The organism is Exiguobacterium sp. EA-TM-5 (assembly GCF_053878415.1).
The window spans coordinates 2,139,320-2,164,489 of sequence record NZ_CM132670.1; the positions used below are offsets into that span (position 1 = coordinate 2,139,320).

At 47.2% G+C, this 25,170-nt stretch carries 27 protein-coding genes; 11 read left to right on the plus strand and 16 right to left on the minus strand.

Annotation, left to right across the window (positions count from 1 at the left end):
* Positions 1-69: 69 nt before the first annotated feature.
* The 3 genes from ACV3PA_RS11215 to ACV3PA_RS11225 are packed head-to-tail and all read right to left on the minus strand — an operon-like array spanning position 70 to position 2,997.
* Complete coding sequence (locus ACV3PA_RS11215) at positions 70-1,029, minus strand: FecCD family ABC transporter permease (protein ID WP_456125966.1); 960 nt, start codon at positions 1,027-1,029, stop codon at positions 70-72.
* 5 nt (positions 1,030-1,034) lie between these two features.
* On the minus strand, positions 1,035-2,018 hold the full coding sequence (locus ACV3PA_RS11220; protein ID WP_456124766.1) for a FecCD family ABC transporter permease: 984 nt from the start codon (positions 2,016-2,018) through the stop codon (positions 1,035-1,037).
* A 58-nt stretch (positions 2,019-2,076) separates the two neighbouring features.
* A complete protein-coding gene (locus ACV3PA_RS11225) occupies positions 2,077-2,997 on the minus strand; it encodes an ABC transporter substrate-binding protein (protein ID WP_456124767.1) in 921 nt (306 codons plus the stop codon).
* A 182-nt stretch (positions 2,998-3,179) separates the two neighbouring features.
* Between ACV3PA_RS11225 and ACV3PA_RS11230 the strand changes: the two genes are divergently transcribed.
* Together ACV3PA_RS11230 and ACV3PA_RS11235 are read left to right on the plus strand one after the other, a co-directional pair.
* Positions 3,180-3,926 (plus strand): arylamine N-acetyltransferase family protein, encoded by a 747-nt coding sequence (locus ACV3PA_RS11230; RefSeq protein ID WP_456124768.1) that lies wholly within the window; start codon positions 3,180-3,182, stop codon positions 3,924-3,926.
* Between the two features lies 1 nt (position 3,927).
* Positions 3,928-4,398, plus strand: a complete 471-nt coding sequence (locus ACV3PA_RS11235) for an NUDIX hydrolase (RefSeq protein ID WP_456124769.1) — start codon at positions 3,928-3,930, stop codon at positions 4,396-4,398.
* A 41-nt stretch (positions 4,399-4,439) separates the two neighbouring features.
* On the opposite strand, the gene ACV3PA_RS11240 is transcribed toward ACV3PA_RS11235, so the two are convergent.
* From ACV3PA_RS11240 to ACV3PA_RS11255, 4 genes are all read right to left on the minus strand, one after another.
* A complete protein-coding gene (locus ACV3PA_RS11240; protein ID WP_035408116.1) occupies positions 4,440-5,144 on the minus strand; it encodes a DUF554 domain-containing protein in 705 nt (234 codons plus the stop codon).
* Positions 5,145-5,160: 16 nt separating this feature from the next.
* Entirely contained in the window at positions 5,161-6,093 is a 933-nt protein-coding gene (locus ACV3PA_RS11245) for a DMT family transporter (RefSeq protein ID WP_456124770.1), read from the minus strand.
* The gene (locus ACV3PA_RS11250) at positions 6,093-6,761 is read right to left on the minus strand and encodes a GntR family transcriptional regulator (protein ID WP_456124771.1); all 669 of its coding nucleotides are present in this window, start codon (positions 6,759-6,761) and stop codon (positions 6,093-6,095) included. The genes ACV3PA_RS11245 and ACV3PA_RS11250 overlap by 1 nt, the downstream gene beginning before the upstream one ends.
* A gap of 81 nt (positions 6,762-6,842) precedes the next feature.
* Positions 6,843-7,613 (minus strand): CPBP family intramembrane glutamic endopeptidase, encoded by a 771-nt coding sequence (locus ACV3PA_RS11255; RefSeq protein ID WP_456124772.1) that lies wholly within the window; start codon positions 7,611-7,613, stop codon positions 6,843-6,845.
* Between the two features lie 159 nt (positions 7,614-7,772).
* On the opposite strand from ACV3PA_RS11255, the gene ACV3PA_RS11260 reads away from it, so the two are divergent.
* Complete coding sequence (locus ACV3PA_RS11260) at positions 7,773-8,096, plus strand: PadR family transcriptional regulator (RefSeq protein WP_456124773.1); 324 nt, start codon at positions 7,773-7,775, stop codon at positions 8,094-8,096.
* Between the two features lies 1 nt (position 8,097).
* Complete coding sequence (locus ACV3PA_RS11265; protein WP_456124774.1) at positions 8,098-8,844, plus strand: hypothetical protein; 747 nt, start codon at positions 8,098-8,100, stop codon at positions 8,842-8,844.
* A gap of 415 nt (positions 8,845-9,259) precedes the next feature.
* Here the strand turns inward: ACV3PA_RS11265 and ACV3PA_RS11270 are convergent, their stop codons facing one another.
* From ACV3PA_RS11270 to ACV3PA_RS11280, 3 genes are all read right to left on the minus strand, one after another.
* Positions 9,260-9,487, minus strand: a complete 228-nt coding sequence (locus ACV3PA_RS11270) for a helix-turn-helix transcriptional regulator (protein WP_456125967.1) — start codon at positions 9,485-9,487, stop codon at positions 9,260-9,262.
* A 160-nt stretch (positions 9,488-9,647) separates the two neighbouring features.
* Entirely contained in the window at positions 9,648-10,220 is a 573-nt protein-coding gene (locus ACV3PA_RS11275; RefSeq protein ID WP_456124775.1) for a GNAT family N-acetyltransferase, read from the minus strand.
* A gap of 15 nt (positions 10,221-10,235) precedes the next feature.
* On the minus strand, positions 10,236-11,471 hold the full coding sequence (locus ACV3PA_RS11280) for an MDR family MFS transporter (RefSeq protein WP_456124776.1): 1,236 nt from the start codon (positions 11,469-11,471) through the stop codon (positions 10,236-10,238).
* Between the two features lie 102 nt (positions 11,472-11,573).
* Between ACV3PA_RS11280 and ACV3PA_RS11285 the strand changes: the two genes are divergently transcribed.
* Both ACV3PA_RS11285 and ACV3PA_RS11290 read left to right on the plus strand, forming a co-directional pair.
* Complete coding sequence (locus ACV3PA_RS11285; RefSeq protein WP_456124777.1) at positions 11,574-13,205, plus strand: ABC transporter substrate-binding protein; 1,632 nt, start codon at positions 11,574-11,576, stop codon at positions 13,203-13,205.
* Between the two features lie 139 nt (positions 13,206-13,344).
* On the plus strand, positions 13,345-14,484 hold the full coding sequence (locus ACV3PA_RS11290; RefSeq protein ID WP_456124778.1) for a globin domain-containing protein: 1,140 nt from the start codon (positions 13,345-13,347) through the stop codon (positions 14,482-14,484).
* A gap of 49 nt (positions 14,485-14,533) precedes the next feature.
* Here ACV3PA_RS11290 and ACV3PA_RS11295 read toward each other — a convergent pair whose 3' ends face one another.
* Both ACV3PA_RS11295 and ACV3PA_RS11300 read right to left on the minus strand, forming a co-directional pair.
* Positions 14,534-15,274, minus strand: a complete 741-nt coding sequence (locus ACV3PA_RS11295) for a sugar nucleotide-binding protein (RefSeq protein ID WP_456124779.1) — start codon at positions 15,272-15,274, stop codon at positions 14,534-14,536.
* Between the two features lie 398 nt (positions 15,275-15,672).
* Complete coding sequence (locus ACV3PA_RS11300) at positions 15,673-16,872, minus strand: MFS transporter (protein ID WP_456124780.1); 1,200 nt, start codon at positions 16,870-16,872, stop codon at positions 15,673-15,675.
* A 174-nt stretch (positions 16,873-17,046) separates the two neighbouring features.
* On the opposite strand from ACV3PA_RS11300, the gene ACV3PA_RS11305 reads away from it, so the two are divergent.
* Positions 17,047-17,364, plus strand: a complete 318-nt coding sequence (locus ACV3PA_RS11305) for a hypothetical protein (protein WP_023468204.1) — start codon at positions 17,047-17,049, stop codon at positions 17,362-17,364.
* Between the two features lie 46 nt (positions 17,365-17,410).
* Here ACV3PA_RS11305 and ACV3PA_RS11310 read toward each other — a convergent pair whose 3' ends face one another.
* The 3 genes from ACV3PA_RS11310 to ACV3PA_RS11320 all read right to left on the minus strand — a co-directional run bounded on the left by ACV3PA_RS11310 (position 17,411) and on the right by ACV3PA_RS11320 (position 20,064).
* Entirely contained in the window at positions 17,411-18,346 is a 936-nt protein-coding gene (locus tag ACV3PA_RS11310) for a cation diffusion facilitator family transporter (protein WP_456124781.1), read from the minus strand.
* A gap of 75 nt (positions 18,347-18,421) precedes the next feature.
* Positions 18,422-19,042 (minus strand): class I SAM-dependent methyltransferase, encoded by a 621-nt coding sequence (locus tag ACV3PA_RS11315; protein WP_456124782.1) that lies wholly within the window; start codon positions 19,040-19,042, stop codon positions 18,422-18,424.
* Positions 19,043-19,158: 116 nt separating this feature from the next.
* The gene (locus ACV3PA_RS11320) at positions 19,159-20,064 is read right to left on the minus strand and encodes a methyl-accepting chemotaxis protein (protein ID WP_456124783.1); all 906 of its coding nucleotides are present in this window, start codon (positions 20,062-20,064) and stop codon (positions 19,159-19,161) included.
* 339 nt (positions 20,065-20,403) lie between these two features.
* Here ACV3PA_RS11320 and ACV3PA_RS11325 point away from each other — a divergent pair, with 339 nt between their 5' ends.
* Complete coding sequence (locus ACV3PA_RS11325) at positions 20,404-20,979, plus strand: hypothetical protein (RefSeq protein WP_456124784.1); 576 nt, start codon at positions 20,404-20,406, stop codon at positions 20,977-20,979.
* A 25-nt stretch (positions 20,980-21,004) separates the two neighbouring features.
* On the opposite strand, the gene ACV3PA_RS11330 is transcribed toward ACV3PA_RS11325, so the two are convergent.
* The gene (locus ACV3PA_RS11330) at positions 21,005-21,199 is read right to left on the minus strand and encodes a hypothetical protein (RefSeq protein ID WP_456124785.1); all 195 of its coding nucleotides are present in this window, start codon (positions 21,197-21,199) and stop codon (positions 21,005-21,007) included.
* 451 nt (positions 21,200-21,650) lie between these two features.
* Here ACV3PA_RS11330 and ACV3PA_RS11335 point away from each other — a divergent pair, with 451 nt between their 5' ends.
* The 3 genes from ACV3PA_RS11335 to ACV3PA_RS11345 are packed head-to-tail and all read left to right on the plus strand — an operon-like array spanning position 21,651 to position 25,120.
* The gene (locus tag ACV3PA_RS11335; protein WP_456124786.1) at positions 21,651-23,630 is read left to right on the plus strand and encodes a hypothetical protein; all 1,980 of its coding nucleotides are present in this window, start codon (positions 21,651-21,653) and stop codon (positions 23,628-23,630) included.
* Between the two features lie 12 nt (positions 23,631-23,642).
* Positions 23,643-24,503: an ABC transporter ATP-binding protein gene (locus ACV3PA_RS11340; RefSeq protein ID WP_456124787.1), complete on the plus strand. Its 861-nt coding sequence runs from the start codon at positions 23,643-23,645 to the stop codon at positions 24,501-24,503.
* Complete coding sequence (locus ACV3PA_RS11345) at positions 24,500-25,120, plus strand: hypothetical protein (protein WP_456124788.1); 621 nt, start codon at positions 24,500-24,502, stop codon at positions 25,118-25,120. The genes ACV3PA_RS11340 and ACV3PA_RS11345 overlap by 4 nt, the downstream gene beginning before the upstream one ends.
* Positions 25,121-25,170: the final 50 nt, after the last annotated feature.

Sequence of the window (25,170 nt, forward strand, 5' to 3'; positions counted from 1 at the left end):
TTCTTTCCTTTCATAAAAAATGGAGTCCTTCGCGTAATCGCTAGGACTCCATTTTTGGTAGATCGAATATCATGCCGTCCGCTCTCTCCGTAAGAGATATAGGAAATACGGCACACCGATGATTGCTGTGATCAATCCGGCTGGTACTTCAAGCGGCGGATGAATCCCCCGACCGAGCGCATCCGCGACAACGAGTAACCCGCCACCGAGCAACATCGCCATCGGTAACACAACGAGATGCTTATGACCGACGAGACGCCGCGCCATATGTGGGGCAATCAGACCGATGAAGCCAATCGCACCGACCGTCGCGACGGCAACACCAGCTAGAGTGACTGCGAGCGCCAAGAAGACGTGCCGCGTCCGCTGGATCGGTAACCCGAGACCGATACTGACTTCTTCACTCAGTGACAAGACATCGAGTTGTCGATGGCGATAGAAGAGGATCGCACCAATCACAACGAGTACAGGCGCTAAGATCAACACTTCCTGCCACCCTTTCCCGAACAGACTCCCGGCGAGCCAGACGAGTGAATCGTTCGTCTGCAGTGGAAACTTGATCAACAAGTATTCCGTCCCGGAAGCACAGATTGCACTGACCGCGATCCCGAGCAACGCAAACGAACTACGGGAGACGTTCCCACCCCGCTCAAGCATCATCAAGGCAACCATGACGAGCGCCGCACCAATGAAAGCAGCGATTGGCGTTAATAGGAGCGGACCATCCGGCACGAGAGCGATCGTCAAGACGGCAAACAGTGATGCTCCGTTCGTCACACCAATCACGTCCGGAGAAATCAATGGATTACGGATGACACTCTGTAAGATGACTCCTGCTAGGGCGAAACTCGCACCTGCTAAAAAGGCAAGAACGGTTCGCGGCAGGCGGTAGTTTTGGACGATGAAAGCATCCTTCCCACCAAAGAACGACTGCCATAGTTCCGATAACGATAATTGAATCGAGCCGACCGACAGTAAAGCAAAACTCGCGCAGAACACGAGGACAGCGACAATCAGGATCCGACGCATTTCTCTCATCGTAATCCCCCTTTTATCTGACGTCGTGCCAGAACAAGGAAGAATGGTGCGCCGAGTAGCGATGTCACGATGCCGACCGGTGACTCATACGGATAGGCGATGAACCGCGCGAGTACATCGGCATACGTCAACAGAAGTCCACCGATGACGGCAGATACCGGTAAGACGATCCGGTAATCTTCACCGACGAGTCGCCGCGTGATGTGCGGAACCATTAATCCGATGAAGCCGATCGCTCCAGCGACGGCAACGGTGACGCCTGCGAGTAAGACGACGCTGATTCCGGCAAGCAGGCGAATCCGCGTCACTTTTTGACCGAGACCGACCGCGACGTCTTGTCCGAGTTGGAAGACAGCGAGCGATTTCGCAAGACTCGCAGCAAGCATCAATCCGGCAAGCGACCACGGTAAGACGATTCGTAGTTCGAGCCAGCTCGCGTCACTGAGCGAACCGGACAGCCAGTACAAGACGTTCGTGATCCGGTCGTTGAACAGAATTAAGCCTTTCGTCAGCGACGTCAGTAAGAGATGGATCGCCATCCCGACGAGGGCGAGTTTCAACGCCGTCATCCCGCGAACGGAGGCGAACGAAAAGACAAGCACTCCGCCGACTAAGGCGCCAGCAAAAGCAAAATAAATCAGATTTGCTGTTCCGAGCGACGGAAAGACAAGCAGACTGACGACAACGAGAAACGATGCGCCAGCGTTGACCCCGAACACTTGTGGCGAGGCGAGTGGGTTTCGTGTCACGGCTTGCATGATCGCCCCCGCGACGGCAAGATTCGCTCCGAGCAACAATCCGAGTAAGAGCCGTGGTAAGCGCAGATTCGTCAGGACGAGTCCCGCTTTTGATGTCGTGCCACTGATCCACTCTTGGACTAAGTGAATCGGATTCATCTGTGTGATGCCAAAGAACAAGCTACTATAAACTGCTAAGCAGCCGAGTAATAGGAGTACGAAGATCAGACGTTTCCGCTGCACCGGATGTTTCCCCTTTCATCAAGACGAAAAGCCAGATTGCTCCGGCTTTTGTCGTTCGTTATTTCTGTTGTAGTAATTGAATCGCTTCGTCGATGATCTGTTCTGCAGCGTCAAGACCACGGTAGCGTGTCCAAAGGTCACGATTGACTTCGTAGACTTCTCCGTTCTTGACCGCAGTGATCTGATTCCAGAGCGGATTGTTTTTCCACTCCTTCAGCAGTTTCGGATCGGCTTCCGCCATGAAGATGACGTCCGGATCCCATTTGACCATCTGCTCTAACGTGATCGTCACAGTCGGTTCTGCTGTTTTCGTAACAGCGTTCTCGATCCCGATCTTCTCGAGCAATTCACCGTCAAACGACGTCTCACCGTGTGCTGTCAGTGAATCAGCGCGGAAGACACCGACCATGACTTTACGGTCATCTTTTGGATCAACTTTTTTCTTCGCTGCCTCTAACCGCTCTTCATGCAGAGCAAGACGATCGTCCATCTGTTTTGTTTTACCGACCGCTTCCGCAATTGTCTTGAACGAATCGATGTTCTCTTCGTACGTTGCATTGCGACTCTTCAGGATGATCGTCGGTGCAATATCCTGTAATTGTTTATAAATCCCTTTGTGACGATTGAAGTCACCGATAATTAAATCTGGCTGCAAAGAACTGATCACCTCAAGGTTCGGTTGTTGGCGTGTACCGACTTCCGTGAACGAGATATCTTTTCCGAGTAGTCCGGAAACATCGGTCTTGTTTTCTTGTGCGATCCCGACTGGTGTTATGCCGAGTTCGTCTAGTGCATCAACGAATGAGAATTCGAGCGCGACGACCTTTTTCGGCTGTTCCGGCACCTTCGTTTTTCCTGCTTCGTGCGTGATCGTCCGCGTCTTTTGATCTGTTTGTTCTGCTTGACCCGAGCATGCTGCAAGCATCAAACTGCTCAACACGAGGAGCGTCAACGCCGTCATCCAAGTTTTCCGTCTCATGGTGAGACCTCCTTTAATTCGTGATTCGACATTGAGAATCATTCTTAATTAATCCTGTATCAGCATATCAAAGATTTTCCATCAGCGAAAGGGCAATCTTTATTTTCAGATAATATGGACGAATCTCTGCATTTTCTGAAGCACTATGGGATAATCAGGTAGTGAATAAAGGAGGACTAGAGATGAATTGGATGAAAGACTTGGCTCATCGCATCGAATATCCACTCGAGACGATTACGTTTGATCAGTTACCGAGCTTACTGGAAGCCTTCGCCTACCATTTACCGTTTGAGAATACGACCGTGCTTGAGAAACGCATGCGTCCGTTTACCGCTGAGCGTTTCATCGAAACATTCTTGACGGAGCGACGCGGCGGTGTCTGTTATGACTTGAATGGACTGCTACATCGTGTCCTTCTAGAACTGAATTGTCCCGTCCGACTCGTGCAAGCGACCGTCTATGATCAGAAATCAGCAGCCTGGTCAGCGACGGGTCCGACACACGTTGCAATCATTTGGGATGAGACACATCTGCTTGATACCGGCTTCGGCGTCAATTTACCACTCGTTCCGGTTCCATTGAGTGGGGAGACGGTTCATTCCGCAAGCGGTAGTTACCGAATTGGCAAAGGTGATGTTCTTGAAATGCTACGGGCGGGACAAGAAGACTTTGCGACCGGTTACCGGTTCGATCGAGAGACACCCATAACAACAGATGACTTATCGAAGATGGAACAGATCATCCAGCAGAGCGACGCTTCCCCGTTCAACAAAGGTCGTCTCGTTGCGATGCGGACGCCAAGCGGACAAAAGACGTTGACCGAACGGACGTTACGAATCGAAGACACGACGACGACCGAGTTACCGGTCGCAGGACCCGCTCAATTCGAGATCTTATATAACACACACTTTTTAGAACGGGAGCGATAAAATGGATCGTTATACACTTTGTTTAATCCGTCACGCGGACAGTTTTTTGCTCGTCAATCGACAAAAGCGACCGGCGATGGGCATGTGGAACGGAGTCGGCGGTAAGATCGAACCGGGCGAGACACCGGAAGCCGCTGTCATCCGTGAGACGTTCGAAGAGACCGGCATCTCGTTAGATTCGGTGACACCAAAAGGCATCGTCCGCCTACACGGGGAAGAGACGTCCGGGATGTATCTCTATCTCGCTGATCTACAAAACCGTCCGTTTGCGACACCGGTCATGACGGTCGAAGGCATCCTCGATTGGAAATCGCTCGACTGGATCTTAAACGACGATAACATGGGCATCATCAGCAATCTCCGGCATTACTTACCAATCGCTCTATCAACAGATCAACCGTTATTGCACGACTTCCATTACGATGGACATATGATCACTGCATACGAGACACACGAATTGATGGAGACATAACACAACATCCCCGCTCGTCCTTTCGGACAAGTGGGGATGTTTTATGAGAACAAATGAAGACCGGTGACGATGACCGCAACGATGACGATTCCTGGTAACAAGTTCGCAACACGTATCTTCGTAATGCCAGCGAGATTGAGACCGATTGCTGCAATCATTACCCCACCCGTCGCTGTCATCTCGAGGATGAATTCCTGCAGTGCGGCGTCCGGAATGAATTTTGTGATCGCAACGGCACTCAGTGCAATCGCCCCTTGATAGAGAAAGACGGGAATCGCTGAGAACATGACACCGATTCCAAGCGTTGAACTGAGGACAAGTGCCGTAAAGCCGTCAATCAATCCTTTCGTATAAAGGACGTCGTGATCTTGACGTAGTCCACCGTCGAGGGCTCCTAACACTCCCATTGCGCCGATGACGAAGATCAACGTCGCTGTCACGAACCCTTCCGCGATGTTCGACGGACGCCCGCGACTGATCTTACGTTCGAGCCACGCCCCCATCCGGTCGAGTTTCTCATCGAGGCGGAACCACTCCCCGATCGCACCACCAAGGACGAGACTACCGATGACAATCAAAAAGTTCGTACTTTTCATCCCCATTTGCATCCCGAGCACGACAACAGCAAGTCCAATCGCTTGCAAGACAGTCTCCTTCATGCGTTCCGGAATCCGGTGGAACATCAATCCGAGCAATGTCCCGATGATGATCAGGACGGTATTGACGAGTGTACCTGTTAAAACCATCTGACAGCCTACTTTCTCAATTGATTTTTCGTTTGGCGGAACGAACGACGGTTCGCTCTGCCTGATTCAAGCTATGCAGCGTCATCCCGAGCATGACGAGGATGATACCGAGTGTCGCGAGTCCTGTCGGCAGTGCCGCATGGAGGAATAGAATCTCCCCAAGAACGGTAAAGACGATTTCAAACGACTGGGTCGCTTCAATCGCTGCTAACCGAACCGGATCCGTCCGGACGAGCGATGTCGCGTAGAAGAAGAGCGACGTTGCGATGACCCCGGAGAACAACGCGACGAATCCGGACTGAGTAACTTGACTGACACTCGGTAAGCCGACCTGTATGTAAGCAATCACGGAGAGAACGATCCAAAACGGTAGACTGGCGAGCGTCATTCCGAGAATCCGTTCAAACACGTCGAGCTCGTCCCCGTAGCGTTCCATCATCTTCCGGTTCCCAAGCGGATAAGCGATCGCCGCGACGAGGACCGGTAAGGCACCGAACAGAAGTGACTGCAGCGAGAGGCTTCCCGCGACCGATAGTTGCATAACGACGACACCAAGGACGATCAAAACGGAATATTTCAGTGCCGACCACGGAATCCGTTGGTTAAATAGCGGTGCGAGCAGCGGCCCCGCTAAAATCGTCAACTGCCACGTCCCAGCGATCAACCAGCCTGGTGCATGATCGGCAGCAAGACAAATGCTGCCGTAGAACAGCCCGAAGCCGATTGTTCCGTACAATAACCAAAAGCCGAAATCGGCTCGAAGTGCTTGGAAGACACGTCCAATCCCCCTGCGCATCATAACGATGACGATAAAGAACGGCAACATCAGGAAGAAGCGAAGCGACGCACTGTAAATCCAGTGACCACCTGCCCCTTGCATCGATTGATTGAGAATGAACGTAACAGCGAAGAACATCGCTGCGAGCATGCCGTAGAGAATCGGTCGCATCAGCTCTCCTCCTTAAGTGTCGAGACAAGTAAACCTCCGAGTCCGTTCCAGTTGTGTTCTGTCACCTGAACGAGCTGTTCGACATCCCGTTCTTCACAGGCGGTCAAAATCGCGGCATGATCATTGATTGATTGACGCCCGAGTCGATCAAACTGAGCGTATTCGAGCCGGCGGATCAACGGTGTCAACCGGCGGATCGTCTCTCGTAGTTGATCGTTCTGACTGCGTTTTACGAAAACATCGTGAAAGGCATCGTCAAGCGCAAGCGCCGTCTCGGTATCCTGCTGATCAATTGCCGTCGTGAATTGTTGATGAATTGACTTTAGACTCGATAGATCGTCTTTCGTCAGCATTGGTCCTGCAAGTCGTGCCGCTAGCCCATGCAGTGTCGCGATGATTGGATAGGTTTGCTGAGCTTGTTCAGCATCGAGTTCAGTCACGATTGTCCGTGAGCCCCGTTTGGCAAAAATCAATCCCTCCTCTTCAAGTCGTTTCAAGGCTTCGCGGACCGGTGTCCGGCTGACGCCAAACGCTTCCGCGAGTGCTTGATCGTTCACCTTCTCGCCTGGGGCAAGACGTAAGGTGATGATATGATGTTGCAGGCGCCGATACACTTCCTCACTTAAAGGAAGTCGTGAAATGGATAAGTCATCAATTGTAGGTTTCATATAAGTAATATATTACATATTAATCATTGATACTAGCTTTATCGAAATAAAAACTCTCCATCAGAGGATGGAGAGTACTAATTATATGTTACGCGGATTCATCGGTCCCTTCAAATGACGGAGGTCATGTCGTTTCAATAAGATCAGTTGAATGATGATCGCGATGAGGAGATAGACTTGCGCCAAAAGAGCAGTGATACCTAAGTTGACGTTAACGACATCCGCAGCAATGCTCGCGAAATCCCATAAGGCATGAAAAATGATCAAGGGCCATAGATTATTCAGTTTCAGTGCGAGAATGGCAAAGAAAACACCAAAGACAAACGTGTTCGCGAGTTGAAATAACATCGCTGTTGGTGGAATCAAGGCAATTAAATTGAGCAGATGGAAAGATGAGAACAGGAGCGAACTGATGAAGACAGCACGATAAGGATGTTCATTCGGTCGGAGGTACCGTAAAATGATGCCCCGAAACAATACTTCTTCATTAAAGCCGACGAATAAGGTCGTCAAGAATACGATGCCGATGAGTTGAAGCGCCGATGATGAGATCGAGGTAGTAAACAACGCGTTGACGATCAGCCCGACTTGAAAGAGAACGATCAACAATAATGGAATGTACCAGACGAGACCCCTTGTTTGCAGTCTCGAAAACCCAACGGAAGCAAATGTGGCATGACGACGAATGTACCAGACGAGGAAGATAGCTGTTAAGACTTCACCGAAAATGGCGATACGTAACAACTCAGGCTCACCATAACGAATGCCGAAACCAAACGCAGAAACAGCCATGACGATACCCATGATGACGAAGGTGACGATGGCTGACACAATGGTGTTTCGCTTATCCACGATCAGGACCTCTTTTTTATACACACGCGACGTTTCTTCTGTATCATTGTTTTACCTTTTTTTCGAGAAAATAAATCTTTTTTCTACCACTACCTTGCAATACAAAATAGCTTAGCGTATCATTACCTTGTAATACCAAGTAGCGAAAGGAAGATGCGGATGTCATCGACGCAAATGTTAAAAGGAATCCTCGACGGCTGCTTACTCGCACTGATTGCGGAAGAAGAGATTTATGGCTATGAACTGGCGACGAAACTCAAAGCATACGGTTTCGCTGACATCAGCGAAGGAACGATTTACCCTTTATTAATCCGGATGCAAAAACTCGGATGGATCGAATCAACCTCACGCGTTTCCCCCTCAGGACCAAAACGAAAGTACTATTCAATCACTACGAGCGGTGTTGAAGAACTCACCGCCTTCAAGCAAAGATGGCACCACCTTTCGACGAGTGTCGAAAGCATTTTAAAGGAGGACGAATGAGATGACCCTATCGACGGAATCAACACGATTTTTGGAAGACTTAAAGGTATACCTACTTGCTTCCGGTAAAAATGAACAGGCAACGAATGAGATCGTCACCGAACTCGAAGATCATCTGATCGAAGCGGAAGCAGACGGAAAATCGGTTCGTGCGATCACTGGTGACAGTCCCGCCGACTACATCCAGTCGATTTCTAAAGAGATGGCGTTCGATCCAAAAGAAGCATTTTGGATCGTCTTGCAAGTCTTTCTCGGCGCATCGAGTTTTCTTTATCTCCAAAACCTCTTGAATGGTACAACGACGTTCAGCATCTTGCTCGTCGGTGGCTTTCTACTAATTAGCACCGTTTACCTGACGACCTTAGCGTTTCTCTTCCGTCAAGATGCTTTACGTGATGGCGCGCGCCCTCGTATCATGCGTTACGGGATTCATGGTAGCATTCATTTTCTGCTAATCATCGGATTATTGATCGTTAACGGACTTATCGATTCGCCAAAGATCACGTTATCTCCAAGCGTCGGCCGGATGATTGGTGCCCTATTGATTCTCTGGATTCTCGTCTCAGCATGGAAGACGAAAACATGGATTTTACCGATTGCGTTGCTCGTCTTTTTCGTGCCCCAACTGTTACTTCTTTCCTTGTTTGATTTGTCAGAGATCACTGCTGTGCTCGTTAGTTATGTTTTGACCTCTATTACGATTGCAGTAACTTTTATCCGTTCATCCAAAAACAGCCAGACAGATTAATCATTTAATCCTTAAGTAGAAAATAAGACAAAGCAGCGACGTTCTCCTACATTGAGAACGTCGCTGCTTTGTCTTATGACTTTTAAAGTGTAACGAGTATCGTACATTATTTTGGTTATATCAATGATTCATACTCGTCTTTTTAATGTAAAAATCACACTACCTAAAATAATGAAAGTGAGAGGAATCAGTAATCCTAATGTATTTCGATAATCGACAAACGTCAGGGGAGCGTAACTCCGATGGTAGGTTTCTAATAGTAACCAACCAATCGGAAAAATCGGAAAGGTGTATGTATAAGCACTAGAAATAATCCGTCTACCCCGTTCATCTTTTCCTTCCTCACCAAATATGAATGTCAACGATACAAACAAGCTCAATAGAAAAATCGGCATTACAACTAAGTTGATGATTATCATTTTTCCTCTTCCTCTCGGTCATATTGAAATACTTCATTGATGTCTTGACCAAACAAATAAGCAATCTCAAATGCCAGAATCAATGAGGGACTATAGCGATTTCCCTCTAAGGAAATGATGGTTTGTCTACTGACTCCGACCTTCTCGGCTAATTCTTTTTGCGACCATCCTTTTTCAGCTCTTAAGACAGCTAGTCGATTCTTGATGTTCCCCCCACTCTTGATTCCCAAGTCCTCTCTCCTCTCATCAAAAAATTAATCATTCCCATAAATAGACAGTAAAGTTTTTTTGACTTAAAGTAAAGTTTTTTTTACATTGTAGACAAAATAAACAGCGAAGTTCTCGGTTTAAGAGAAAATCGCTGATTACTTGCTTTGTATTTTATTACGTATTTTTTATTCCTTGTCCTACTTCATACCGCTCGCGTGTCCAGTTGTAAACGCGACTGATCACGGTTCGTCCGTCAATCCGTTCTAAGACGAATGGTCGGTCAAGAACATGCGTAAATCCTAATTTTTCGACGACACGGCGTGATTGATCGTTGAAATCAAAGTGTCCGCACCAGACGATATCGATTGGTAACTCACGGAAGATGAAATCAAGCATCGCTTCGACGATCTCCGGCATCCGTCCATCTCCCCAGTAGTCAGGAGCGAGGACATAACCAATCTCGACTTGACGGTCATGCGTGATCGACTCATCCGGGCGACGATTAAAGTGAAAACCGAAGCTCCCGATTACTTCACCGGTTGTCTTATCCGTCACGGCATACTCGCCGGGCGACCCTTGAAAAATTCCGATAACTTCGCGACTCTCGTCAACTGACACGTGTGGTGCCCAGCCTGCCTTCGGTCCGACATTTGGATCCTTTGCGTAAGCATACAGTGCTTCAGCATCATCTTCTTGCCAGCGGCGCAATAAGTGTCGTGGTGTTTCTAGTGTATCTGGTAAATTCATGTCGATTCCCCCTTATTAAGATACGTTTCGCTGTCGCTCGACGGATTCCTTCACGAACAGACTCGTGTAGACCAATCCGAAGCCTGTCAACAGGATCAGTCCGAGATAGACACTCATCATCGACGGGATCAAGAATGTCCCGACTAAAATCGTCGACCGTGAGAGCAGGTCGGCTCCAGCAAACGACGTTCCCGCGAATGCTGAGTACGCCCCGCGTTGATCCGCCGGCATCATGTTCGCTTTTTGTGTGTTCAAGACCGGTGAGTAGAGTAACTCGCCAATCGTTGCGATAAAGATGAAGACCATCAGTGCCGTCATGCTGTTGGCACTCGTTACGACGAGGTAGCCGATCGAATAAAGAAGTAGACCTGCTGCAAGCGTTCGCCGTGGCGATAATCGTTTCGCAAGTCGCTGGACGATGAACGTCAATGTGACGACGAGTAACGTATTTTCAATGTTGATGATACTCATCATTCGGACTCCATTGATTGACCAACCGGCAAATGCGAGCGGTTCGAACGAATCGGCGAGGCGGACAGCGACGTAGCTCCCCATCGAAAACTCAGCCGCTAAGATACACATTGAACCGAAGACGACTCTGACGAACGGACGATCTTGCCAAGCAAGTTGATAACTGTTGAAGATATCGCTGAGAACGCCACGAAGCTTTTGGCGCTGCCACGTCTTTGGTGTGTCTTCGAGAAATAGGTAGTAAGCGATCGGTAAGACGGACGACGTAAAGCTTAAAATCCAGAACAAGAGTAATTGGTTGCTGACGTAGAGCCAGCCACCGAGCGCCGTTCCGATGGCGATCGAGAGATTGATCAGCCAGTAGTCGAGCGCGTAAACGGCTTGTCGGTTTTCCTTCGTCGTCGCATCGATGATGATTGCGCTCATCGCCGGGCGACCAAGGTTACTCGTCACCGAGAAGACAGCGTAAATGACCATGAACAGCAACATCCAGTCGATCGTCAACGAGATCGTCATCGTGATGAACGTCAATGCTGTTAACGTCGATGTTGTGACAAGCAATCGTTTACGGGAAAAACGGTCAGCGAGATATCCGCCGAGTAGATTGGTGATGAAGCTGACGAAGACCATCGCGATCAAAAACGCACCAGCAACGACTTCATTGAATGCCTTGACGAACAAGAGGGCCATGAACGGCATAATCGAAAACGAGACAGCCCGGTTGAAAAACGATGTGATGAGACGTACTTTAATTGGTTTCGGTATTTCTTTCCATTTCATATTGTCACCTTCCATTCTCTACCTGTATCATAAACAAGACAATACATAAGAAAAATGGACGTCATTCAAAAAAGATGTCCCCTTTTAAGGAGGATGAACGAGATGGATGCTTATCTTTTTATGTTATGGAAGACTTGCCGAAATGGACACTATTCAATCGCGACACTCGCTGACGCCATCCATTTAAGTCCTAAACAAACAAAACGATATCTCAATAAATGGCAGGTTGAAGGCTGGATTGACTATACGAGTGGTCGTGGTCGAGGTAATTTAAGTGAACTTGTCTGGTTACGCCACGTCGAACGGGAGTATGCGAAACTGATGTTAGAGCGGATCGACCGTGACTCAATCGAATCAGTAACGGAGGAATTGACGTGGGACTGGTCACCGGCGCAAGCAGGACGGTTCATGCGCCAACTCGAGCGAAAGTTCGGCTATACGCAAACGACGTCGGATGCGTTATTGATTCCGCGAAAGCGGAACTTCCTGACGACACACCCATTAGAAGCAGCAGACATCCATAGCGCTCACCTTGTCCAAAACGTCTTTAACCGCTTGTTTACGATCGACGCTGACGGCAATATCCAGGGCGAACTGGCACATCACTATGTCTGGAACGGTCCGACGCTCAGTCTCTTCTTACGCAAGGATGTGCGGTTTCATGACGGTTCGCTCCTGACGAGTAAGGAAGTAACGAAGAGCCTGCGTGCTTTAATCGCTTATCCTGCTTATGCCTATTCCTATCGGTACGTGAAACACATCGTCTCAAACGGTCCGTACCGGGTCGATCTCACACTTGACCAGCGTCGGAGTTCGATTTTGCCGCAACTTGCCTCACTTCATACGAGCATCATCAAGGACGGTATCGGTACGGGACCGTTCCAACTCGCGCAACATGACGATAAAAAAACCGTTCTAACGGCATTTCCGAATTACTTTGGGATCCGTGCTCTTCTCGACCGGATTGAGTTCATCCAGATGCCGGAGCAATACGACCCGGTCTACCGGACATCGGCATCTGACTCCAGTCCGATTGATACGATTGCAACGCAATCCGGCTTTGGACTCGTCTTTCTCCATCCGCGTGTCGGCGGACCATTCGAATCGGTAGCAGCGCGACATTATATCCATCGTCTCGTTGCAGAAATCCGTGGTAACATCCATGCGTTTGAGGAACGCGCACAACCGAACGACTGTGGTTTTCTCGAGTCCTATAGTCAACCGTATACTGTCCCGGACGGTCCCGCTGTTTTATTCACGCAACCGATTCGAATCAAGATGACCGATTTCACGGACAAAGTAACACGTTGGCTCTGCGGACGGTTCGATCAAGACGGAATTCCGTACGAGTTCGTCGAGGTCGGATTTAAAGAGAGTATTACGGAGTTTCATGCGTACGACACGATCGATCTCGCTGTCCATGCTGAAGTGTTCGAGCGAAATCTACCGTTCGCCTTCTATCAGTTCATGACGAATACGTTCTCACCGCCAATCCGACTATTTCAGCAGATGCCAGAAATGCTGAAATGGATCGAACAATACGACAAGACACCGTTCGAAAACTGGCTCCCGATTCACCAAGCGATCGAGCGTTACTTGATCGACGAATCGTATTTCATTCCGTTTTATCACGATACAAGGCTAATTCCATATCCGATCGAACTGCAAAATATCACGATTGATTCATTCGGTTATTTTGATTTCTCAAAGCTCTGGATATCCAATCAATCGTGACGAATCCTTGTCGAAAATTTGACCTGCTTGTGACAAAACGCACGATGTCTATTAATCTAGTATTTTAAATGTTGTATTAAAATGGCGAGTACGAAATACTAAGACTGTCTTCATTACTTAGCGAAAAGGAAGTGGTCTTATGTTATCAACCTATACCATTCAAATCGTCCAATCGACGGTACCGGTCCTTGCGGCTCACGGCGCAGCAATCACGAAAGTCTTCTATCAGCGACTGTTCCTGGCTCACCCTGAACTGAAACACATCTTCAATCAATCGAATCAACGGAGCGATCGACAATCACAAGCACTTGCGACGGCTGTTTATGCCGCTGCTTCTCACATCGATCGACTCGAGACGTTAAAACCGGTATTGTTACCGGTTCTGCATAAACACCGTAGTCTACAAATCAAGCCGGAGATGTATCCACTCGTCGGTCAAGAATTACTCGGAGCGATGCAAGACGTTTTAGGTGAAGCAGCGACGCCGGAGATTTTGCAAGCGTGGGGTGAAGCGTACGGTGAGATTGCCGATTTGTTCATCGCACTCGAAGCTGAACTATACGCGCAGGACGAACAGGCGAAAGGCTTTTCCGGTTATCAGTCTGTCGAAATCTCTGATATCGAGGAACAAGCAGAGGGAATTCGCTCGCTGACTTTCAAAACGGACGGTCCGCTTCCTGATTATCGAGCAGGCCAATACATCACGGTACGGATTCAAGATCAAGACGGCTTATGGCACAACCGTCAATACAGTCTGACGACGGCATCGAACACGACGACCTATACAATTGGCGTCAAACGAGAAGGCATCGTCTCGGACTACTTACATGCAGCTCGAATCGGTGACACGGTGTTGATCAGTGCGCCAGCAGGTGCCTTCACGCTTGATGCATCAGCTGAACCCGTCGTTTTGATTGCTGGCGGGATCGGGATTACACCAATGCTTGCAATGGCAGACGAAGCATTAGCTGCCGGACGACGCGTGACGTTACATCACGCCGTCCAAGATGAACGCAATCGTCCGTTTAACGAACAACTCGTCTTACTCGAGCAACGTGGCGCACGCATCGTTCGTTACGCGGAACACCAAGCGACGGATCAAGCAGGTCGCTTACCGAAAGACGTCATTGCAAGCATCACGGATGCGACATACGTCTGTGGTCCAGAAGCAATGATTCAATATGTCATTGAGCACTTCACGGCGTCACCAGATAAACTTCATTACGAAATATTCGGACCAGCGCTCGCTTTTGCAGCGGAAACACCGGTAAAACAGTAAAAAACATCCCGCTCTCTTTGACATGCGTCAAGAAGAGCGGGATGTATAATTAGAGTGGCAATCGTTCTGACAATGGACGGACCAAGACAACGTCCGTAGCCATCCGGTTATCGCGGCGCGGTTCGTCGACTGGATCAATCGTCCAGTTTTTCGCATGGAGTGTATTTAAAGCATTCGCTAAATCATACATCGAATAACGTTCGTTACCGTTCAACTGATAGAGCCCTGCTTCTTGTTCAAGTAAAATCGTAACGAGCGCTTCTGCCGTGTCTTCGAGCAATGAACTCGACGGATACCAGTTTCGACTTGCTTGAATAACGCCATGCTGCTTCATTTCGTTCGTAAAGAAGTCGACCATGTTGTTCGACCCTGCCTCCGTCCCGATCTGCCAACCGATTCGGACGATTTTCGCTTGTGGATCGATTGCTTGGATCGCTTGTTCGCAAGCAATCTTATACGCACCATACTCATCGGTCGCGTCTGGCACTGCGTCTTTTTCGATCGGTGCTGATACGTCATCAGAGAAAACAGACACCGTACTCGTGAAGAAGAATGGGATCTTATACTCTTGGCACAAGCGGACAAGCGCTTCCGTCCAACTGACGGACCCCATCCCGATATGTAAGAAATAATCCGGTCGTTCTGTCTCTAAAAATGTCCGCATCGCAGATTCATCAGTCGTTGAGACTTTCGTCCGGTCCCACGCGACCGTCTTGATGTCGTGTTTTGCTAAAACGTCCGCAACGACGGGTGCTACCGTCCCGTTCATGCCTGTAATGATTGCTTTCATTGTAATTTATCCCCCTTTTTTTCGACTAAAAATAGTGAAATCGTTTACTACTTCAGTTTACACATGAACCGTTCATTTAACGAATTTTTGGCCATCCTTTCACATCCATACGAACTAACGTAGTATTCATTACCGAAAATGAACCAAAAAAAACGCCTGCCGTCCGATCTAAAATCGGTAGGCAAGCGCGTTGTATACGTTCGTCATTACTCCGAAACGCCTTCCGTTTCCATTCGGCGCCACAGTACATTCAAGAAGACCGTCATCCCACTGATCGGAATCAAAAACAATAACGCCGTGATCCATAAACTCTCCATCGACTCCACTCCTCATCGTTCATTTCTATCTTTAGTTTACAAAAGTGCGAAACCGCTTACCTCCACCTCAAGGCGGATATTTCATCCGGCCTTGTCCTGTCGTGCCTCCGTGAAGGACACGGTACGATGAATGAGTAACCAGATAGCTGTCATCACGAGACCACTTACGGCAAACAGTAGAAAAACGAACGAGATACTAAAGAGCGACGTCAAGTACGATGATAATCCGTAACAGAGTGCGGAACATGCTGTCGATGCTGCAACCATCGCTGTCCGGACCCGTCCGAGCAAGTGCGCAGGTGTCGAGCGTTGTAACAAGGTCGAGAACGGTATCCCGAACAGTGTCAGCGCCATGCCGAGTAACACGAATCCGCCAATCGCAAGTGGAACGGACGAGACATAAGCAACGATTGCAATCGCGAGTCCTTGGAGTACGACGGCGACGCGAAACAGCTTATCCTGTCTGATCGAGACGACCCACTTGCCGTATAGGAGCGACATCGTGATTCCCCCGATTACCGTCGCTAGCTCAAGTGCGGAAAAGGTTTGTGCAGTCCCCGATAAGACGTCCTTGGCGTATGGCGCAAGTAAGGTGTTCATCGGTGTGATCATCCAGTTCGCGAGGATCGCACAACCCAAAATCCATTTCAAGCGACTGTCGTAAACGACGTGGCGAATTCCTTCGAGTAACGCTTCGCGGTACGATCCGTGACGTGCTCCTTCAGCAACCTGTCCCGTCATGTGTTGGACGAGTAACCAGGCGACGAGATGCAGTCCAAGATCGAGCCATAAGATACTCGCAATCGAGAAATGAGCAACCATCATCCCACCGAGTAAGAATCCACTTAACGTCCCGATTCGTTCGATTGTTGCAAGATAAGCATTTGCTTGCGGCAATTGGTCATCTTCGACTAAATCAACGACCCACGTGAAGACGGCGTTTCCACCAACGATTTGCAGAATCGTCTGAACGACGAGCAACCCGAGTAACCACGGTAGAACGACCTCCGTCAGTCCGATTCCCGCTAACGCAATACCAAGCGCTAGCAACCGAATGAGTAACGACGTTTGATACAACGATGCACTGACGAAACGGTCAATCCACGGTCCAACAAACGTCGAGACGAGAAAACGAATCAGAAAAACACCTGTCGCGAGCAACGCGACACCGGAAGCACTGATCTCTTCTGCACTCAGCCAGTAAATCGCGATATAGACAAAACTCGTTCCGACGGTCGATAACAAATCCGAGACATACATAAAACGAAACGCACGTGACATGACTCTCTTTTCCTTTCTTAAAACGACTTCTTGTTCATCTTACAATTTTTCTCAATTGTTGCCCATTCTTTTTTCGTCATCATATCGTCATCGTCTGTTAAGGCATTCTTACCCGTCTGTAACAGAGCCGACATGTTCATTCGCTATACTGAAACCCAAGGGAGGTGAAGATCCATGAAAACGCAAACGCGTTATGACTATGAAACCGAACAGGAACAGGTCGACGTCCCATCCGAGGCACGTCTAGGCTACTACTTTCTATTGATCGTCCTGCCGCTTGGTCTCGCACATCTTGTCCAGTCGCTTGCTCCTTCGCCGGATCAACACCACTCGTCCGTATTGACGGGTTTGACGTTCTTATCTATCGTCTTTTTCATGTACTTAGGTAACCGAGCTGCTGGAAATGCCAAAACGACCTTTTTCGGATACTCGATGTTCTTGAGTATCAGTCTGTTCGCGACGCTGTTTCTACCAACGGTGCCGATCATTTAAGCATAAGCAAACGAGCGCACGTCCGACTTGGACATGCGCTCGTTTTTTAATGCGTATGCGATTCGTGTTTGCCGTCACAGTATAACGTATCACCATGCGCGTGTTGATCCGTCTCGACCTGGATTGTCGCATGAGTGATACCGACATGTTTTAAATCGTGATCGATTTGTTCACGAATCGATTCCGACTCGCTGACGGTCATGTCTTCTTTGACGACGACGTGACACGATAACGCGTTATAACCACTCGTGATCGACCAGATGTGTAGATCATGCAGTCCGAGAACCGCTTCATTCGTCTGAATCGTCGCGACGACTTCATCAATATCGACGTCGCTCGGCGTCCCTTCCATCAAGACGTGAACCGACGCCTTCGTCACGTAATAGCCGCTCCGTAAAACGAGGATCGCAACGATGACACTCGCGAGCGGATCCGCCCATCCCCAACCGAAGAACATGATCAGAAGAGCCGCCGCAATCGCTCCAACTGACCCAAGCATGTCGCTTAAGACGTGTAGATACGCACCGCGCATGTTGAGGTTATGTTCATGTCCACCGCCACGTGTCATGATCCAAGCGACCAAGATATTAACGAGCAAGCCAAGAACACTGATGATCAGCATTCCGGTCGTTGCGACGACCGGTGGATCGATAAAGCGCTGGATGGCTTCAATAAAAATATAGAGAGCGATGACGATCAGTGTCACACCGTTTATGATGGCGGCTAAGATTTCAAAGCGTTTTGAACCGAACGTCTTGTTCGCATCCGGCGCTTGACTCGAGAACTGGAATGCTAACAGGGCAATTGCGAGTGATATTGAATCACTTAACATATGACCAGCGTCTGATAACAACGCCAAACTGTTCGTCCAAATTCCGCCGATGACTTCGACAATCATGAACGCGGTGATGATCAGGAACGATAAGAGCAGTACCTTTTTATTGTCCGTATGATGATGGTGGTGATGATGATCATGTGCCATGACGTTGCCTCCTTTAACCGTTCATTCAAACGTCTATTTGAATTATAACGTGTATCGTCTTTAGGGTCAACGGGCTCATCCTTTATATCCTACAAGCGCTACCGTATGAAACGACCGAATGATCGGTCCTCTTATTAATACGACCTCTTTGAAACCGACTTGTTCAGCAAGGGGAATGAATTCCTGTTCGATTCGTGTTTGAAGATCTAGCCACTCAATTCCCGCTTTTCCATCACAGTATGTTAAAACGAATCGCCCGCCTGGTCGTAAAGCGCGATGCAGCTCTTGTAATGTTTGATCGACGGATTCCCAAAAATAGATCGTATGAATGCTAAAAATCCCGTCAACCGTCTCGTGGAGTAATTTTAAATGATTCACATCGGCTTGCTGAATCGTTGCTCGGTTTGCTTCAATCGCTTGCCGATTACGAAAAGTTGCTGACCGGACCATCGTCTTTGACAGATCGAGACCTGTGACGTGCTTCGCATCTTTTTGCGAAAGCAAATAGGCAATGGCATGTCCAGCTCCTGTACCGAGTTCTAGAAATGCTTCCCCTGCCTGAACGTCAAGTATGTCGATCGTCCATTTCATTTCTTCCTGATGTTGCCGGACCATGATTTCACCAATTGACGCTCCAATGATTCCCCGTGGTTTCGCATATTGTTGATCGATGAATCCATTCCACAATCGCTTCATTTTTATCCTCCTGACTATCTACTTCCGATGACTCTATTATCATTCCCTAGATCATTCAACACTATCAAAAAAGCAATGTGATTCCCTCACATTGCTGAAATACCGCTGTAATTGTATTAAATGAACGACCGGAAGTCTTCCGTTTGTTGCTCGAGTTGCTGTGCGACCTCTTCAATCGCTGTAAAGCGTTGCATCGTTTCTTTTACGGTAGCAAGGCTCGACTCGACTTCTAGATGGGACGCTTCAATCTTTTTCATCATCGCCATGATTTGACGGTTCATCGTTTCCGTATTCGTACGTACTTCGACGACTGCGCTACCGACTAAATCCGATAAGTTTTTCACTTCGCTTGCGACGACCGTAAAGCCTTTGCCATGTTCTCCAGCACGCGCTGCTTCGATTGCCGCGTTCAACGACAACAGATTCGTCCGGGCTGCAATCTCTTTGATTGTATCGGCTATTTTTGTAATCTCGATCGCTTGGTCATATAACGTTTCGAACGTCTGCTGGTTTTCAGCGGTTTCACTGGCAATCGTGTGCATCGTCTCTTGAAGTTGGTTGCCCTCTTTCGATCCTTGAATCGACTGCAGATTCAGTCCTTCAGCAAGCGACTGGAAACTTTTCGCATATCCTTGTACACGATCAATCCGATCCGTGATGTTACTTGCGATCTTGACGACACCGACGACCTCTTCTCCTTCAAAAATCGGCATGTACGTTGCTTCCAGCCACAAGACGTCACCCCGGGCATCGACTCGTTTGATTTTATCCGCCGTACTGAAGCCTGAAAACAGGCGTGTCCAAAATTCCTGGTACTCACGGCTGTTCGCGAATTCCGGTGTACAAAACGCATGGTGCTGTAAACCAATCATCTCGTCCCGCTTATATTTCATCGTTTTTGCAAATAAGTCATTGACGTCGACGACACGTCGTTGGCGATCAAAACAGATCATCGCAACGTTTGCTTCAAGGCTTGATAAGATCGCTGGTGAGAGTAAACGTCTCGGTAAGGTTTCATTCATGATGTCATTAACTCCTTCTATATATCATTCATGTTCTATGACAGTTTCATGCAAGAACAATCTGTATCTATCTATCGTCATCAATTGACCTTTTTTACAGTTGAACCAGCGATTGTTCCTGTTGATTTTTCGCCAAAACGAGGTGACGGCAGCCAAATAGATAGTAGCTGCTAAAATTGATAATGTAGTAATACTATATTTATAAGGAGAAAATAAAATTTGCTTTTTAGTACGACAAGTAAAGAACCTAGACCGCTCGACTCATCCAATGGTCCAATTGCGAAGAAGCAGGTAAACTGTAGTGTGTCAAAGAAGATAATATCATCGGAGGTGGTTAGCGTGGATTATGAAAAAGCGTCTCATAAGTTCCAACATCGTAAGCAACAGTTGACGTTTAAAAAAGAGACGGTCATCGAACGCGTATGCCGGCGCTATAACGCAACAGAAATTCCGAAAGACGACATCATGGATTTAGTGAATGACGATCAACTTGAATATGATGCCATCTTCTGTTGCCTAAAGATTGACGATGCAGCCGTCTTGGATTCGCTTTTCACGCCTAAGGAACTAGACGATTTCGAGTGGGAGATTCAAGATAACAAAAGGAGAAACCGACGTTACCGAAATAATAATCAGAAAGAAGCAGACTACATTCAATTGCTTCTTGATGAGATGGAAGGACGCCGGATCGATATCGTCTTAGAGAGTCTCGACGACATTTATATCACTGGTTTCTTAGTCCGGAATCAATCAGAAGTAATCGGATCTTATTTATTCAGTCTCGTCGGCGGTGCATATTTTGCTGATCCTGACGTAAAAGACCTCGTTATTCGTGCCAGAGAGCTGACGGAAGAAGAAGTCGAAGAATCATATCGTGATTACCTTGAAGATTTAGTCCGGTGGAGCCACATCTAAAAAGAACGATTGACTTCAGATGAAATCAATCGTTCTTTGTTTGAGCTTCGATTTTCTCGTTCCGAGCAGCCTCAAAGTTGCGATAAATCGTGAATCCTACTGTTGCTATTAGAAAAATTATTCCATAACCGAGTTCCCAGTCAAAGCCGAAATACAAGATCGATGACGTGATGACGACGATCAAGATTAACCGAATGCTCGATAAATGATACTTACTCATGATTTTCCTCCTTTTCTTCCTCCACCGAAGTAGATGTACGTCACGAATAGAATCAACATCCACGTAAAGACCGCGAATATGATTTTAAATAAACCGTCAGGCAGTATTTTTGAGATGTATAACATGGTCATTAAGATCGAGAACGTCAAATGATTATTCCTCATTTGCGTAGAGAGCTTTTCCCAGTGAAGTAGGACGAGTAACACAGCGACAGGTGCGAGAAGTGCTGTGAGGAAGAAAAAAGGAACGTTCCTCATATAAAATGGTGTAGTATCCTTTTCTTTTACCAATAGAATCCTCTCCTTACATATGTATAAATTACCATAAACAATACACTTATTCCTATTATTACATCAATATGCCATCATGAGATGAGAGTCATTTACTTCGTGCTACTTATCCTATTTATATGATTAGTGTACTATTTCCACATTTCGAAAGAGGTGTCCCTATGCAAGATCTCATTCTCAAACAACTCCTCACCTTTTATTGGGTGCGGATGGTGAAAAGTCCATTCTATATCTGTACGCTGCTCTTGTTTCCATTCTGCATGATCATGAAAATATTCGTTGATATTCACGAAGACTATGTCTATATGGATTATTCCGGATTAGTGAACGGCATAGTGATCCCGGTACAAGGAATGATGCTCCTAATTTCTGTTTATCTGTATCGTACGGTGTCGGATGAAGTCCATTATCGCCACAGTATACTTCTCCCGAATATTGTTCAAATACAGTACCAACGGATCATCGCTCTTCTCATCAATCACGCCGCATTTCTAGTTACGACAATCTCCACCGGATTAATCATGCTTCTGTTTTATTTTCATACTCAACATATCCCTTGGTCGAGCTTTCAGATTAGTTTGCTCAGTCATGCACTCACGTTCTATTTCTTTCCCCTCTTCCTCGCTGCCTTATGGGGAATCAACTGCGCTTTACTATTTGGAAAACGAAAATCTGGATTGCTTGTTCTCTTCCTCGTTTGGATTTTGATTGGTCCTTTGAATACAGAATTTTTCTCCGACTATTTTTATGCGGGTGGTCTGTCCGATATTCGGAGCCTTCTCTTCATCGGTCCGCTTCAACCCGGGTCCATTTATGCTCAACTAACTGGATTCGTGGAGAACGATGCTCTTTTGCTAAAGAACGGGTTACATGTTCTGTTTCAGTGTGTCGTGTCACTATTTCTGATAGGAAAATGGAATCCGCGAACAGCGAATCGTATGACGACGACAGTCACGTCCTTGGTCTTATGCAGTCTTCTTATAATGCTCTCTCCGCTCGCATTAGCAAATGATCAACTTGTATTCGATCGTAGCCTAGATGATCACCTCTCAACACGACAGATTAAGTCATCTTCCGATCACTTCTCGAATCACGATCTGGATTTCACCATACAGAAGATGAATATAAACATCACACGACAGACGAATCATCTTTTCGCTGTCGTGACCCTACTGATTCATCCGCAAGATACAACGTCGATCCGTTTATCCCTATGGCACGAGTATCCTATTCAATATGTCGAGGTCGACAATAAACATGTACCTTTTGAACGACAAGGCGACTTTCTCTCTTTCAAAACGAATGCATCGATTTCTTCTCAAACGGTTAAGATTGGCTATCAGATACAAAACAGCGCCTTTTTCCCAATCACAAGCGATACCTGGTATTTGCCCGCTTCCTTGAATTGGTATCCGGTTCGTCAGGCAGATCCGATTAACCGGGTCGGCGTCGAGACGCTTGATTTAATTAGAGATCGGCACACAGACGTGGACGTTACAATCGAAGGTGATCTCCCAAGCGATCTTGTGACGAATTTGGAAAAAGCGGGTCGCTCCCTGAGCGGTCGAGTAGCAGGAGTAACATTGATGCGCGGCGGTCTTCAGGTTCATCGACTGAAAGACAAGCAACTCATCACGGACAGTTCATGGTCGGAACCGAATACATATTGGTCACCCGTCTATAAAACCTTATTACAAGTCGATCGCATCATAGCACGTGCGTTTCACAAAGAGGCTGTTTTTCCAAAGAAAATCATCTTGATTTCTCCAAACATGGAACGTAACAGCTACCGTGATGACTCCCACTTGCTCCTACAAGTAGGCACAACACTTCGATTAGATAAAGTGCTCGATGAAGTCATCTCCGCCTACATCCCAAGCTTACTCTGGTCAAACACTTCAAGTGACATCCAGACTCATCCAAAATGGCGCGTATTCAATGCGGCACTTGCCAATTGGGTACAAACAAAGATGGATATGGAAGCGACCGACATCGATCCGTTCTTCTTACAACAATCAAACCTAGAGATGGACCAAATCGAAAAATGGATCAAAGACTACACCGATCTCAATCATGACAAACAACTGAAATTACTTAAAACATGGTATGTCGAATTGAATCATTCGACGTCCACTCATTAGGAGGAGAATCATTTGATCGAATTGAAGCAGATCACGAAATCCTATCGAAAAAAAACCGTCCTTGATGATGTATCGCTTAAAATCGAAGGCATTTATGGTTTACTCGGTCCAAATGGTGCTGGTAAAACGACATTAATGAAGATTTTATGCGGATTGACCTCTTTAACAAAAGGTGATATTCAGATCAATGGAAAATCCGTCGTGAAAAGAAAGCATGCAGATGTATCACGTCAAGTCGGTTTCTTACCGCAGGACTTTAATATCTATCCAGAATTGACAGCAAAAGATGTCCTTCTTCATTTGGCTTTACTCCAAGGGATTCCAGGTGAAACGGAACGACGCAAACGGGTCGAGGAAGTCCTTCAACGGGTGAATCTTCTGGAACAGGCTGATACATATATGAGAGAACTTTCAGGAGGCATGCGTCGACGTGTCGGAATCGCACAGCTACTCTTAAGAAAACCGCAAATCCTAATTTTCGATGAGCCAACTGCAGGACTCGATATCGAGGAGCGCATCCGCTTCCGAAATCTCTTACGTGAACTCGGTGAAGATCATACCATCGTAATCTCATCCCATATCGTCGAGGATATCGAGTTCTTATGCACAAAAATCGGAATCCTTCGCCAAGGAAGTATTCAATTCGAAGGTACGCCGAAAGAACTTAAATTAAAAGCGAATGGATACCTGATGCGGACAATCATTCCGACAGAGTGCCTATCGTCTTGGATGAAAGATGACCGTGTCGTACACCTCATCGAACATGGCAATCAGGTTGAAGTCCGATACCTAGAGGAAGTCACCGAATCATCTTCGGATGTGGAACCACGACTAATCGATGGCTATCTAAAAATCATGCGAGGTGTGAAATGAGCATGCTGTTCCTAATCAAGCATCTCTTTTCGTTCGATTGGAAACTTCACAAAACAGCAATCTTGCTTCCGGTTTTCATGTTCTTCATCTTATTGGTTCATATTTCGACAGCTTCGACTGCATCCAGTTTGCGCGTTTTGCAGACAGCTTTTCTTCCTTGGATTGCTTGGACAATCATCCTCCATTTACAACCAATATTTGATGAAGGCGCTCGCGATACCCTGCTGCCTCATTACCGGAAATGGATCTTCCTCGATATTTTGCGGTATACTGTTGTTTTTCTCAGCATGTATATCGTCTTGATCGGAATGATTCTTCGTCATGGTGATTCATTATCACCCATCGTTTACATTCATCATGTATCGATCTTCTTATTTTTCTTGTTCTTCGGGATGGCATTGATCTGGCTGACAAAAAACTTCGAGTTCGCCCTTTCTATCCTGTTGATGTATACCTTGCTCGAAATCGTCACGAAAGGGCAGTTCATGCCCTGGCCACATGTGTTTCAGTTTGAAACTTTTGAATTCGATCCGCTTTTTGTTTCAAAGATTGGAACTACCTTCATCTTAGCGATTTTTTTCATGATGATGGGATTGTTTCAAATGTACCGTCGATGACTCCTCCCTCATGCTTCATTCGTATTCATCATAATAAAAATCGAGTCCAT